The sequence below is a fragment of the Bradyrhizobium sp. 87 genome, from assembly GCF_023073015.1.
Classification (GTDB): Bacteria; Pseudomonadota; Alphaproteobacteria; order Rhizobiales; family Xanthobacteraceae; genus Bradyrhizobium; species Bradyrhizobium canariense_D.
The window spans coordinates 304,086-316,317 of record NZ_JADPIQ010000022.1 but is presented as its reverse complement, the minus strand read 5'-3'; the positions used below and the strand labels follow the sequence as shown (position 1 = coordinate 316,317).

The window sequence follows — 12,232 nt, the reverse complement described above, 5'->3', positions numbered from 1 at the left end:
CTTCCATGGCGAGAGGTGGAACCAGGCCATGGTTGCGCGCAATCAGGACCGTGCGCAAGCCGTTCGCGTCTTCAAAAATCCGACAGGTGATAAAGGCTCAGAGGTCGCGGGGCTTGAGCCGGAACGGCGCATTCATGCCGTGCTTGGCGCGCCAGGCCGGGCCGGGGCCGCGCATGTAATGCAGTTCGGGCCGGTAGGGGTTGAAAGCGGTGGCAAAGAAGCGCTTCCAGAAGCCCTTGATCTCCGAGGCAAATGCGGAGGCGCTGCCGGCTTCCGCCGGAACGGGAAGGGAGTTGGTCTCGATCATGGCCATGACGCTGTCTCGCTGTGCTCCCCTTCATTCTGAGCGGGTGGCGCTGTTTCCGCGCGAAACCGAGCTTTGGCCTGATTTATTAAAAGATGGTTTCAATTGTCCGGATCGGCGGCGGGATGGTGTCCGTCCCGTATTCATCCGTGGTGAACGGAGGGAAAACATTGCCCTTTCGGGGCGGGATCGCTACATCGGCGGCAAGCAAATTTCCTCAAATCGAAGGTTTTCGGGACCGATGGCGCGCCAGTTCATCTATTTCATGCAGGGCCTGACCAAGAGCTACCCGACCCGGAAGGTGCTCGATAACATCCATCTGAGCTTCTACCCGGACGCCAAGATCGGCGTGCTCGGTGTCAATGGCTCGGGCAAGTCGACGCTGCTCAAAATCATGGCCGGCCTCGACAAGGAGTACAACGGCGAGGCCTGGGTCGCCCAGGGCGCCCGCGTCGGCTATCTCGAGCAGGAGCCGCATCTCGATCCGGCATTGAGCGTGCGCGAGAACGTCATGCTGGGCGTCGCCAAGCAGAAGGCCATCCTCGATCGCTACAACGAGCTGGCGATGAACTACTCCGAGGAGACCGCCGACGAGATGACCAAGCTGCAGGACGAGATCGAGGCCCAGGGCCTCTGGGATCTCGACAGCAAGGTCGACCAGGCCATGGACGCGCTGCGCTGTCCGCCCGACGATGCCGACGTGTCGAAACTCTCCGGCGGTGAGCGCCGCCGCGTCGCGCTCTGCAAGCTGCTGCTCGACCAGCCCGAGCTTCTGCTGCTGGACGAACCGACCAACCATCTCGACGCGGAGTCGGTGTCGTGGCTGGAAGGCCATCTGCGCAACTATCCCGGCGCGATCCTGATCGTCACCCATGACCGCTACTTCCTCGACAACGTCACGAGCTGGATTCTCGAGCTCGATCGCGGCAAGGGCATTCCCTACGAGGGCAATTACTCGTCCTGGCTGCAGCAGAAGCAGAAGCGGCTCGAGCAGGAGGGCCGCGAGGACGCTGCGCATCAGAAGACGCTGGCCCGAGAGCAGGAATGGATCGCGTCCTCGCCGAAAGCCCGCCAGGCCAAGTCCAAGGCGCGCTATCAGCGCTATGACGAACTGCTGAAACAGGCGAGCGAAAAGCAGACACAGACCGCGCAAATCACGATTCCGGTGGCCGAGCGACTCGGTCAGAACGTGGTCGACTTCGAAGGGCTCAGCAAAGGTTTCGGCGATCGCATGCTGATCGACGATCTCACTTTCAAGCTGCCGCCCGGCGGTATCGTCGGCGTGATCGGCGCCAACGGCGCCGGCAAGACCACGCTGTTCAGAATGATCACCAAGCAGGAGGAGCCGGACAAGGGCACCATCACGATCGGCGAGAGCGTTCATCTTGGTTACGTCGACCAGTCGCGCGACGCGCTCGATGGCAGCAAGAACGTGTGGGAGGAGATCTCCGGCGGCAACGAGCTGATCCTGCTCGGCAAGAGGGAAGTCAATTCACGCGGCTATTGTTCGTCGTTCAACTTCAAGGGCGCCGACCAGCAGAAGAAAGTCGGCGCGCTCTCCGGCGGTGAACGCAACCGCGTGCACCTTGCGAAAATGCTGAAATCCGGCGCCAACGTTCTGCTGCTCGACGAGCCGACCAACGACCTCGACGTCGACACCCTGCGTGCGCTCGAAGAGGCGCTGGAGGATTTCGCCGGCTGCGCCGTCATCATCAGCCATGATCGCTGGTTCCTCGACCGCATCGCGACCCACATCCTGGCCTTCGAAGGCGACAGCCATGTCGAATGGTTCGAGGGCAACTTCCAGGACTACGAGAAGGACAAGATGCGCCGGCTCGGCCAGGACAGCATCATCCCGCACCGCGTGAAGTACAAGAAGCTGACGCGGTGATCTCAAAATGATGCGGCGGGTGCTGATAGCTGCGGTGATCGCTATCACCTGCGGCCTGTCGCCCGCGGGCGCTGCCGACGCCGCCTTCGCGCAGTTCATCGCCTCGCTGTGGCCGGAGGCGGAGGCCGCCGGCGTGTCGCGCGCGACGTTCGAGCGAGAGACGCGCGGGCTCGAGCCGGACTACAAGCTGCCGGATCTGATCCTGCCGGGGCGTCCCGCAACGGGGGCGCCGTCACAGGCCGAGTTCGTGCAGGTGCCGGCCGACTATGTCAGGGAAGCCTCGATCGCGCGGCTTGCGGGCGAGGGGCAGCGGTTGCTGCAAAAATATCGCCCCGCGCTGACCGAGATCGAGAAAAACTCCGGCGTGCCTGCTACCGTGATGCTGGCGATCTGGGGCCGCGAGACCGACTATGGCCGCTATACGCTGCCTTACGATCTCGTCCGCGTGCTGGCGACGCAGGCCTATGTCGGCCGCCGCAAGGACAGCTATCGCAACGAGTTCATCCTCTCGCTGAAAATTCTCGGTGACGGCGTAGTGACACGCAAGGACATGCGCTCGTCCTGGGCCGGTGCGACCGGGCTCACGCAATTCCTGCCGTCCGAATATTACAAGCATGGCGTCGATTTCGACCGCGACGGCCGCATCGACATCTGGCACTCGGTGCCGGATGCGCTGGCCTCCGCCGCGCAGCAGCTCGTCAACAAGGGCTGGCAGAGCGGTGTACGCTGGGCCTACGAGGTGCAGGCACCGGCCAAAGTCGATTGCACCGCCGGCGTGCCCGAGGTGACGAAGCCGATCGGCCAATGGCTGCGCGAAGGCTTTGTACCGGTGCGTGGACAAAAGCTCACTGCCGCCGAGCAGGCACAGCCGGCCTCCCTGCTGCAGCCTGAAGGCATCTACGGCCCGTCCTTCCTGACCACGAAGAACTACTTCGTGATCAAGGAATACAATTTTTCCGACCTCTACGTGCTGTTCGTCGGACATCTCGCCGACCGCATGACGAGCCCGCAACCGTTCGCGACCCCATGGTCTGCCTCGAAGCAATTGCGGACCAAGGACGTCGAGGCGATGCAGCGGGGGCTCACGCGCGTCGGGCTCTACAAGGACAAGATCGACGGCAAGGCGGGCATGCAGACGCGCGCTGCGCTCGGCGCCTACCAGAAGTCGGCAGGCCTCAAGGTCGATTGCTGGCCGAGCGAAGAGGTGCTGCGCTCGATCCAGGCGGCGCGATAGGCGCAGGGCTGGCTAAAAGAAAAAAAGCCCGGCCGAGGTGCTCGGCCGGGCTTCGATCGCGGCGCTCATGAACGCCATGCGGTCAGATCAGTAGCAAACGCGAACCGGGCGGACGGTCCAGCCGTAGCCATCCCAGTAGCGCTGGCGCTGCCAGTAGCAGGGCGGGGGCGGCGGGCCGGGCTCGGCCACATAAACCGGTCCACCATAGGCGGGACGGCTCGATGCGATGGCGCCGCCGACGATCGCGCCGCCGATCAGGCCGGCTGCGATGCCGACGCCGACCCCGTCATGGGCCTGGGCGGACGGCGTGGCGGTCACCAGCGAACCGGCGATCGTCGCAACCGTGAGGGCGGCAACTAAAGTCTTCTTCATACTCTTGGCTCTCCTGAGAGATGGATGCTCCTTGTTAGGAGCGCCCGGGGTTCAAAGGTTCACGCAGACTCTGATGGAATTGGCCTTGCAGCTAGGAAGCGCGCAAATGGTCAATCCGCGGTAAACGCACACGGAGCTGTGACGAGAAAAAGCGGTCTTTTTCAGGCCCCTAAATGGACGGCGCATCTGGAATGAGCCGGCTTGGGGCGACTTCAGCCACAGACTCTGGCGCGGCGGACGCGCCAGGCATAACCGTCCCAGAAGCGCTGCTTCTGCCAGACGCAGCCGTTGCCGTAATAGTCGTCCGCGACGTAGCCCGGGCCCGGCGCATAGTAGCGCGGCGGATAGTAGCCGGCGCCATATCCGGGACCATATGCGTAGCCCGGGCCAGGGCCTGGCCCGTAATAATACGGAGAGGCCAGCGCCCCACCGACAATGGCGCCGCCGATGATTCCGGCTGCCACACCCGCGGCGACGCCGCGTTGCGCCTGGGCTGGTGTAATGGCGCTAAGGGCCACAGCGGCGACGGCAGCAATTGCCAGGAGCGACTTCTTCATTGGCTGACCTTTCGAGCAAACACGCGGGAACTCTTTGAGGGTAAAGTTCCATACTTCGTTTGAATGATCAATGAACGGCACCTTTGCCGGGGCGACCAATCGGTAGGGACCGCAGCCCAGCCAGGGGAGGGCGACGATGGGTAACGCGATGATAAATGCATTGATCGCTGCCGGGATCGTCTTCGCGATCGGCTACGGCTGGATTACCCATCTCCAGAACCGCGGCCAGCGCGGCTCCCGCGCCGGGGCCAGCGTCAATGGCGGCGGCGACACCGCCACCGGCACGAGCGACGGCTTCTCGTTTGGGAGTTGGTTTTCCAGCGATAGTTCCGGCTGCGCGACCGACGGCGGCAGCTGTTCCAGCAGCGATAGCGGCAGTAGTGGCGGAGATTGCGGGGGCGGCGGCGATGGTGGAGGCGGTGGGGGCGACTAGGTCCGCCGCAATCTTGATCCAGTGCAAGGCCCTATTTTAGAGCCGTTCTAGGCTGTTTCCGGGCTAGTTTGGAATAGCTTCAAATTCCGCTTTTTCCTTTTGCATCCGGCCGGCCCCTTAAATATCGATGATGGCGCATCACCAAAGGGCCTGCCGCTTCCATGATCGTTTGTTCCTGTAACGTGCTGAGCGATGACGACATCCGCGCCGCCGTCGCCGAGTCCGACGACGCTGTGCGCCATGCCAAGCAGGTCTATGGGTGTCTCGGCTGTAGCGCCGAATGCGGCCGCTGCGCTCGGACGATCAAGACCATTATCGACGAAGCGCTTGGCACCTGTGCCACGTCCTGCTGCTCCGGCTGCCCGCACAACCACACTGTGGCGGCGAACGACGAGACGGCCCAGCCGGCCGAGTTCGCCCTCGCGGCCTGCTGAAATGCTCCGCAACCCTGGCTGAGCTTTTCCCCGGCTGCGTCCCCGTAGCCGGTTGCTCCAGTCTTCAAACTCATTTAGAAGCGTTCTAAATTCGGTTTACGGCCGATTTGGACTGCAAGAGCTGGAGTGAACCATGCAGGGCGACGCAAAAGTTATCGACTATCTCAACAAGGCACTGCGTCACGAGCTGACTGCGATCAACCAGTATTGGCTGCACTACCGCTTCCTCGACAATTGGGGCCTGCGGGACATGTCCAAGGTCTGGCGCAAGGAGTCCATCGAGGAGATGGAGCACGCCGATAAGCTCACCGAGCGAATCCTGTTCTTCGACGGCTTCCCGAACATGCAGGTGCTCGATCCCTTGCGCATCGGCCAGAACGTCAAGGAGATCATCGAGTGCGATCTCGCCGCCGAGATGAGCGCGCGGGCGCTCTATCAGGAAGCGGCGACCTACTGCCACAGCGTCAAGGACTACGTGACGCGTGATCTGTTCGAGAAGCTGATGAGCGACGAGGAGCACCACATCGACTTCCTCGAGACCCAGCTCGACCTGATCGGCCGCATCGGCCTCGAACTCTACACCCAGAAGCACGTTGGCGGGCTCGAGGGGGACGGGCATTAGTTCGGCGCGTTAGCGATGGCACAACTCCGTATCGGCCTGATGCGCGATTGCGCACCAGGCCGGGACGACAGCCTGGACGCCAGCTACAACTGCGTCTTGTAGAGCTCTTCCACGATCTCCTGACTCTGCGGCTCACCAAGGCCGGTCTGCTCGTGGACCACCTCGACGATGCTCGGCATCACCGAGCGCGGCACCTTCTCGGACGACCAAAGCTTCGAGCGCATCAGTGCCTTGCCGCAGTGGAAATAGACTTCGCTGACGGCGACGTTCAGCACCGCGCGCGGCGACTTGCCAAACTCCACCATCGAGGCGAGCAGGTCCGGATCGGCGGACAGCGAGCCGCGGCCGCCGACGCGCAGCGTCTCGTCGATGCCGGGGACGAAGAACAACAGATGCACGAAGCCCGAGCCCTCGACGACATTTCGAAAACTGTCGATCCGGTTGTTGCCGGAGCGATCAGGCATCAGCAGCTGGTTGGGGCCGGCGACGTGGACGAAGCCAACGCCGCCGCCGCGTGGTGAGGCATCGACGCTGCCGTCCGCTCCCGATGTCGCGAGCACGCAGAACGGCGACATCTCGATGAATTTCTTCGCATGCGTGTCGATTGCGGGGCGCGCTTTCGCGATCACGCGCGGGCTCGGCTGGGCATAGATGGTGGCGAGGTCTTCGGCGCAAAGATCAGTCACGAAGGTCTCCCTGGTGGAATGCCCCGAGAATATCATCTCTCGGCCCGATCGCTAACCCCCTTTGTCACGCCGCCGCGTCCAGTCGATCACGCCAGCGCAGTTCAGAGCCCACCAGATCAGGACTGGCTGCAGCGCCAGCCGCGGCCCGTGATAGAGCCAGCTGTTGGGGATGGGTGGAAGGTCGATGGCCCTCCAGGACCTGCTTGATGCTTGCCGCCCACACGCAAGGCGGATAGAGCGCGAGCTCGCGTTCAGTCGTTCACAGGAGCTATCGGCCGAGCTAGCACGCGCCGCGTCGAGGCGCTATCGCGCTACACCGCATCCGCCGGCACGAAGCAACTGATGATGATGGCGCCGCGGTGACGGACGTACCACACCACGGCCTGGCCGACCGGATTGCCGCGGTCGCGGATGATGGCGCGCTCGGGCACCTCCATCCATTGTCCCTCGATCGGCACCCAATAGGCACCGCTGCGCACGTCGTACTCCGTGCGATGGCCGTCGGAGACGTCACAGCAGGGCACGCCGTTCGGTGCGATCACGCTCTTGAACCAGGCGCGGATGTCGGGCGGGACGTGATCATATTGCCCGTTGTCGAACGCGAACGCGGCGCCCGTCAGTGCGGCCAGCCAAACGCACAGTGCGAGCCTGTGCATGCGATCCTCCTCATCGCGTGTCGTGCCGTTGGCGCGCGATTATCCCGCGCGTCGATTCGGACATCGACGCAATTAAGCCCGAGCCGTCAGCGTAATGCATGCTCAAATAATATGCGGGCTAGACGGCCGTTGATGCGATGCAAAATCAGCGGCGCGCAGATTCGATCGTTTGCTGCGGCGCGGCTTGCAGAAATTGCTGGACCTGCTCGCTGTAGAATTTGGCGTTTCCGGTGGTGCCGTGGCCGCGCGTCTCGGTGCTTGCCGGGATGAGATACAGTTTGCTGTTCTTCACCCGCGTCATCGCAGCGTCCGTGATGCCGGTCTCAGGCGGGTTGCGTTCGTCGTCGGCTGAATTGATCAGCAGCAGCGGCGCTTCGATGGCCTCCAGCTTCTCGCCGGCATTGTAGTCATGCGAAGACTCCCACTGGTAGACGAAGTCGTTGGCATCTGCCGTGATCGGCATGGCCAGCCGCTCGTCGACAATCTTGTCGGCCTTCGCCGCCGTCGGCGCCTGCGATTGATAGGCCAGCGTTCCACCGATGCTCGCGATGCCGTAGGCGGTGATGGCGTATTTCATCATGCGCGGCTGGCTGGTGTAATTCCCGCCGTTGTAGTCGGGGTCGCTGCGGATGGTGTCGAGCATGATCCGCCGCAGCATCCAGTTTCGGGATGCCATCTCGGTCGGCTGCGAGGCCATCGGGATCAGCGCGTCCATCGCCTTCGGATATTTCTCGCCCCACAACCAGGTGTGCATGCCGCCCATCGAATTGCCGATGACGAGCCGCAGATGCTTGACCCCGAGCCCTTCCGTCACCAGGCGATACTGGGCCTCGACCATGTCGTTGTAGTCGTATTTCGGGAAGCTCGTCTTCATCCCGTCGGACGGTTTTGACGATTTGCCATGACCGATATTATCGGGGATGATGATGTAATATTTGGAGGCATCGAGTGGCTGCCCCGCGCCGAACAGCTCGCCGGCAAAGGCTGATGACAGCATGCTCGCGCCCGAGCCGCCGGTGCCATGCAGCACCAGGACCGGCTGGCCGCTCGGCTCACCCACGGTTGTGTAGTGCAGCTTCAGCTCCGGCATGGTCTCGCCGGTGTGGAACTTGAAATCCCTGGCGATCCAGGCGCCCTGCTTCGGCGTCGGATAATCGGCCGCCCATGCGGATGTCGAGATGGCCGCCAACGAGACGGACAACAGGATGGCTGACAGCGCCGCGCAAGAAGCTTTCATGTCGATTTCCCCCGTGCGGCTCTGGTCGGCGGCCGCGTTGCGGCGGAACTTAGCAGAACTGTCCGGAAGGATGTAGGATTTCGTTTTCGCCGGTCGTCCTTGAGGGAAAGGTCAGGAGAGACTGCATGTGCCGCAACATCAAGACGCTGTTCAACTTCGAGCCGGAGGCGACCGAGGATGAGATCCACGCCAGCGCGCTCCAGTTCGTTCGAAAACTGTCTGGCTTCAACAAGCCGTCGCAGGCCAACGAGGCGGCCTTCGATCGTGCGGTGGCGGAGGTCTCGGAGGCTGCGCGAAAACTCCTGACGTCGCTGCACACCCATGCGCCGGCGCGTGATCGTGAGGTCGAAGCGGAAAAGGCCAAGGAACGTTCGCGGCTGCGGTTCGGTTAGGCGGCTCGAAGGTCCGTTCCGTGACCTGCCTCACGGTGACAACGGTCTCAGCGCGCGATGATGTTCGACGGGCTTTTGACACCCCGGAGCACGACCATGAGCCGCCCCCTTCTTCCGCTGAAAGCAGGTGCCATCGTTTTCACGTTGCTGTGGACCGCGTGGATGACGTGGTGGAGCGGCTCGTTCTCGAGCGCGAACGTCGTGATCCTGGCCTTGTGCGGCGCAGCGGTCGGCTATCTCTGGTACCGCGCCATGCGCTGGCAGTTCGAGCGCATGGGCATGCTGCCGCGACGCGAGAATGGGACGAAATAGATTCGTCCGTCAGTCCTTGTGGCCGTGCTTCTTCTTTTTCTTCTTCTTCCTGTGATCGCCTTCGCTGTCCTCGTCTTCGTCATCGAGGGGCGCGTCGTCGGTCTCCTGCACCGCGGCTTCCAGCGCCTCGCGCTCGGCAGCCTCATGCTCGCGCTGGCGGCGGCGTTCGTCCCAGGCGTCGAGCAGCTGATCGAGCCACGGCAGCACCTGTTCGATCGACGGAAGTTGGCCCGGAGGTCCGGCTTCACCACGCGGGCCTTGCGGCCCCGCCGGCCCTTGCGGCCCGACAGGTCCCTGTGTCCCCGGCGCCCCGCGCGGTCCCGCTTCGCCCTGCTTGCCTTGCGGGCCGGGCTTGCCCAGCGGTCCGGGCTTCCCGATCGGCCCCGGCTTGCCCTGAGGTCCTGGCTTGCCACGCGCGCCATCCGGCCCGCGCTTGCCCGGATGACCCTGCGGTCCCGGCCGCCCCGGTTCGCCCTGCCGTCCGCGCGGTCCCTGAGGTCCCTGCCGTTTTTGTTCGTCTGCCACGCCGCTGCTCCCTCGACCGGAAGCAAGCTAATTAGCGGCGTTTGACGACAGCGGCAATTCCGCCCGGGCTCGCGCCTGGGCATGATCAACACCAATCGGCGGCACATCGCGCGCTAGTCGTGATAGGCCGGCACCTCTATGCCGGAGGCGGCATAGAGCCTGATCTTGTTGCGCAACGTGCGCACCGAGAGGCCGAGCACGCGTGAGGCGCGCGTGCGATTGCCGTCGCAGCGGGCGAGCGTCTGCAGCACGAGCTCACGCTCGACCTCGTCGACGGTCGCGCCGATCAGCAGCGGAACGATCTGGTTCGGTGAAAGGACATACGCGCCCGGTTCGGACGCAGCGACATGAACAGTGGTCATCGACACACTCCCCGATCAACGCCCGCTTCCGTCTTTGGAAGCGGATCGAGAACAAACGACCCCCAAGCCGTAGATCTACGGTGGGCGGGTTTGGTTAACGAAAGGTTAACAGCGGGCGATCGCACGAATTGACCTTGGGAATGCCGCCGCGCCGCCGCGATTGGCACGGATTGCATATTCCTGCGAGCATACCCCGCAAAGCAGGCATCCCTCCCGCTCACACCGTCCGGTATCCGCCATCCACCATCACGATCGTTCCCGTGACGTAGGCCGACATGTCCGACGCAAGGAAGATCGCGGGACCCACGATGTCCTCGGGCTTGCCGGTGCGCGCCAGCGGGGTGTGATCGACGAAAGCCTGCACCAGCGCCGGATTGGTCGCACGCACATTGGCGTTGATGTTAGTCTCGATGAAGCCCGGCCCGATTGCATTGACGCGCACGCCCTCCTTGCCGAGCTCGACCGCGAGCGCCTTGGTGAAGCCGAGCACGCCGTGTTTCGAGGTGGTGTAGGCCGCCGAGCTCGGCGTGCGCAGATGCACGAAGGACTGGATCGATCCGATATTGACGATGCGGCCCTTGGCTGCTCGCAAGGGCGCGAGGAACGCCTGCGTCATGTTGAAGACGCCGTTGAGGTTGAGCGAGATGATGTCATTCCAATCCTTCGCCACCGTCTCGGTATCGGCGGTGAAGGCGTTGCGGCGGGTGATGCCGGCATTGTTGACGAGGATCGAGACCTGCCCGACCTTGTCGGCGACTTGCCTGGCGAGCGCGAAGCAGTCGTCGCGTCTGGTGACGTCGAGTGCAAAGCTCTCGGCCTTGCCGCCGGACTTGCGGATCCCCTCGGCGGCTTCCGCGACCGTGTCGGCGTTGACGTCGAGCAGCACCACCTGCGCGCCCTCGCGGGCGTAGCCGGCCGCGATGGCCCGGCCGATGCCCGAACCGGCGCCCGTGATGACGGCGATATGGTTTGCGAGCAATGCCATGACAATTTCCTCCCGATTTCTTTTCGAAGTTTCATGAAAGGCTAACTCGAAATTAAGGGGTCGGAAACGGCGCCCTTGGCATACTGATCTTGATTGCTAAACGTTGCGCGCATGATGGAACGGCTCGAATCCTGGAAACTCGCACTCGAACGCCTGCGGTCGGTGGACGGCGCCGATTGGGCCGAGGCCGGACGGCTGGTGGCCGAGATCGCGCGGATGAGCACCGATACCATGCTGCGTCAGGCCGCCGAGCAGGCGCTTCCTGTGCTGCGCCAGGCCGTGGACAATGACGATCACAGCGTCACGCTGGCGGCACGGCGCCGTCTCGGCGTGGTGCTCGATGTCGTTCACGACCTGACCGCGCCGCGCTTCGGGCGCCGCAATGCTGCGCCGAAAAAATTGTCCAGCGAGGATCGTGCCCGCAAGGTGCTCGGCCTGCCGCTCGCGGTGCAGCTCACCTGCGAGGACATCAATCAGGCGTATCGCCGCGCCGCCAAGGGCATGCACCCCGACCAGGGCGGCAGCGCGGAAGCGTTCATCGACCTCGCCGCCGCGCGCGACCTCCTGATCCATCCCGGCGCGTACAAGGACGCGTGAGGGCTCATGTGCTATCCTGTAGCCCGGATGAGCGAAGCGACATCCGGGACGGGTCTAGCCCATGGTTTTGTATCGCAGAAATTTTCTTCCCGGCGGCACCTACTTTTTCACTGTAGCGCTCTTCGACCGCAGATCGACCATTTTGATTGAAAACGTTGGCGCCCTGCGTGATGCCTTCCGGGCCGCTCGCAGGGAGCGCCCGTTCGAGGTCGATGCGATCGTGATCCTTCCGGACCATTTGCATGTCGTCATGAGCCTCCCGCCGCATGACGCCGATTTCGCGGGACGTTGGCGAAGGATCGAGGGGCATTTCAGCAGCGCACTACTGCATGCGGGTATCGACGTAGCCCGCCACTCCAATGGAGAATTGGCTCTGTGGCAACGACGCTACTGGGAGCACACGGTTCGCGACGAAGATGATTTCGCCCGCCACGTGGATTACATTCACTTCAACCCCGTCAAGCATCGCTACGTCCAGCGCGTTTGTGATTGGCCGCATTCGTCCTTTCACCGATATGCGCGGGCGGGATTGCTCTCGGAAGACTGGGCGGGCGATGCCGGCGAAAGTGGGATTGCTTTCGGTGAGCGAGCCCAGGGAGGCTGACCGGGAATTCCCGAATATCGCTTCGCTCA

General features: G+C 63.4%; 18 protein-coding genes and 1 pseudogene. 9 read left to right on the top strand and 10 right to left on the bottom strand.

The window, feature by feature from the left end; genetic code table 11:
- Window positions 1-97: 97 nt before the first annotated feature.
- Window positions 98-313 carry a hypothetical protein gene (locus IVB50_RS06060; RefSeq protein WP_018454129.1) on the bottom strand — a complete coding sequence of 72 codons (216 nt, stop codon included), beginning with the start codon at window positions 311-313 and terminating at the stop codon, window positions 98-100.
- A gap of 232 nt (window positions 314-545) precedes the next feature.
- On the opposite strand from IVB50_RS06060, the gene ettA reads away from it, so the two are divergent.
- Together ettA and IVB50_RS06050 are read left to right on the top strand one after the other, a co-directional pair.
- Entirely contained in the window at window positions 546-2,195 is a 1,650-nt protein-coding gene (gene ettA / locus IVB50_RS06055) for an energy-dependent translational throttle protein EttA (protein ID WP_018454130.1), read from the top strand.
- A 7-nt stretch (window positions 2,196-2,202) separates the two neighbouring features.
- Window positions 2,203-3,429 (top strand): lytic murein transglycosylase, encoded by a 1,227-nt coding sequence (locus IVB50_RS06050; RefSeq protein ID WP_085351863.1) that lies wholly within the window; start codon window positions 2,203-2,205, stop codon window positions 3,427-3,429.
- An 87-nt stretch (window positions 3,430-3,516) separates the two neighbouring features.
- Here the strand turns inward: IVB50_RS06050 and IVB50_RS06045 are convergent, their stop codons facing one another.
- Together IVB50_RS06045 and IVB50_RS06040 are read right to left on the bottom strand one after the other, a co-directional pair.
- Window positions 3,517-3,801, bottom strand: coding sequence for a hypothetical protein (locus tag IVB50_RS06045; RefSeq protein WP_007613695.1), 285 nt, complete (start codon window positions 3,799-3,801; stop codon window positions 3,517-3,519).
- A gap of 212 nt (window positions 3,802-4,013) precedes the next feature.
- Window positions 4,014-4,358 (bottom strand): hypothetical protein, encoded by a 345-nt coding sequence (locus IVB50_RS06040; protein ID WP_018454132.1) that lies wholly within the window; start codon window positions 4,356-4,358, stop codon window positions 4,014-4,016.
- Window positions 4,359-4,494: 136 nt separating this feature from the next.
- Here IVB50_RS06040 and IVB50_RS06035 point away from each other — a divergent pair, with 136 nt between their 5' ends.
- The 3 genes from IVB50_RS06035 (at window position 4,495) to bfr (ending at window position 5,847) form a co-directional block, all read left to right on the top strand.
- Window positions 4,495-4,791 carry a hypothetical protein gene (locus IVB50_RS06035; RefSeq protein ID WP_143274228.1) on the top strand — a complete coding sequence of 99 codons (297 nt, stop codon included), beginning with the start codon at window positions 4,495-4,497 and terminating at the stop codon, window positions 4,789-4,791.
- A 161-nt stretch (window positions 4,792-4,952) separates the two neighbouring features.
- Window positions 4,953-5,225 carry a (2Fe-2S)-binding protein gene (locus IVB50_RS06030; protein WP_026232673.1) on the top strand — a complete coding sequence of 91 codons (273 nt, stop codon included), beginning with the start codon at window positions 4,953-4,955 and terminating at the stop codon, window positions 5,223-5,225.
- Between the two features lie 133 nt (window positions 5,226-5,358).
- Window positions 5,359-5,847 (top strand): bacterioferritin, encoded by a 489-nt coding sequence (bfr, locus tag IVB50_RS06025; protein WP_018454135.1) that lies wholly within the window; start codon window positions 5,359-5,361, stop codon window positions 5,845-5,847.
- Window positions 5,848-5,930: 83 nt separating this feature from the next.
- On the opposite strand, the gene IVB50_RS06020 is transcribed toward bfr, so the two are convergent.
- The 4 genes and pseudogenes from IVB50_RS06020 to IVB50_RS06005 form a co-directional block, all read right to left on the bottom strand.
- Entirely contained in the window at window positions 5,931-6,533 is a 603-nt protein-coding gene (locus tag IVB50_RS06020; protein ID WP_026232674.1) for an MSMEG_1061 family FMN-dependent PPOX-type flavoprotein, read from the bottom strand.
- Window positions 6,534-6,584: 51 nt separating this feature from the next.
- A pseudogene (locus IVB50_RS06015) lies at window positions 6,585-6,777 on the bottom strand (hypothetical protein); the annotation flags it as partial.
- 67 nt (window positions 6,778-6,844) lie between these two features.
- A complete protein-coding gene (locus tag IVB50_RS06010) occupies window positions 6,845-7,189 on the bottom strand; it encodes a hypothetical protein (RefSeq protein ID WP_085351861.1) in 345 nt (114 codons plus the stop codon).
- Between the two features lie 145 nt (window positions 7,190-7,334).
- Window positions 7,335-8,426: an alpha/beta fold hydrolase gene (locus IVB50_RS06005; protein ID WP_247294969.1), complete on the bottom strand. Its 1,092-nt coding sequence runs from the start codon at window positions 8,424-8,426 to the stop codon at window positions 7,335-7,337.
- 125 nt (window positions 8,427-8,551) lie between these two features.
- Here IVB50_RS06005 and IVB50_RS06000 point away from each other — a divergent pair, with 125 nt between their 5' ends.
- Together IVB50_RS06000 and IVB50_RS05995 are read left to right on the top strand one after the other, a co-directional pair.
- Window positions 8,552-8,818, top strand: coding sequence for a DUF2277 domain-containing protein (locus IVB50_RS06000; protein ID WP_018454139.1), 267 nt, complete (start codon window positions 8,552-8,554; stop codon window positions 8,816-8,818).
- A 96-nt stretch (window positions 8,819-8,914) separates the two neighbouring features.
- A complete protein-coding gene (locus IVB50_RS05995; protein WP_018454140.1) occupies window positions 8,915-9,130 on the top strand; it encodes a hypothetical protein in 216 nt (71 codons plus the stop codon).
- 9 nt (window positions 9,131-9,139) lie between these two features.
- Here IVB50_RS05995 and IVB50_RS05990 read toward each other — a convergent pair whose 3' ends face one another.
- The 3 genes from IVB50_RS05990 to IVB50_RS05980 form a co-directional block, all read right to left on the bottom strand.
- Complete coding sequence (locus tag IVB50_RS05990) at window positions 9,140-9,655, bottom strand: collagen-like protein (protein ID WP_247294967.1); 516 nt, start codon at window positions 9,653-9,655, stop codon at window positions 9,140-9,142.
- A 113-nt stretch (window positions 9,656-9,768) separates the two neighbouring features.
- Window positions 9,769-10,017, bottom strand: a complete 249-nt coding sequence (locus tag IVB50_RS05985; protein WP_018454141.1) for a helix-turn-helix domain-containing protein — start codon at window positions 10,015-10,017, stop codon at window positions 9,769-9,771.
- Between the two features lie 217 nt (window positions 10,018-10,234).
- Window positions 10,235-11,002, bottom strand: a complete 768-nt coding sequence (locus IVB50_RS05980; protein WP_247294965.1) for an SDR family oxidoreductase — start codon at window positions 11,000-11,002, stop codon at window positions 10,235-10,237.
- 111 nt (window positions 11,003-11,113) lie between these two features.
- Here IVB50_RS05980 and IVB50_RS05975 point away from each other — a divergent pair, with 111 nt between their 5' ends.
- Both IVB50_RS05975 and IVB50_RS05970 read left to right on the top strand, forming a co-directional pair.
- Window positions 11,114-11,599 (top strand): molecular chaperone DnaJ, encoded by a 486-nt coding sequence (locus IVB50_RS05975; RefSeq protein ID WP_018454143.1) that lies wholly within the window; start codon window positions 11,114-11,116, stop codon window positions 11,597-11,599.
- A 61-nt stretch (window positions 11,600-11,660) separates the two neighbouring features.
- A complete protein-coding gene (locus IVB50_RS05970; protein WP_085351857.1) occupies window positions 11,661-12,203 on the top strand; it encodes a transposase in 543 nt (180 codons plus the stop codon).
- Window positions 12,204-12,232 lie beyond the last annotated feature (29 nt).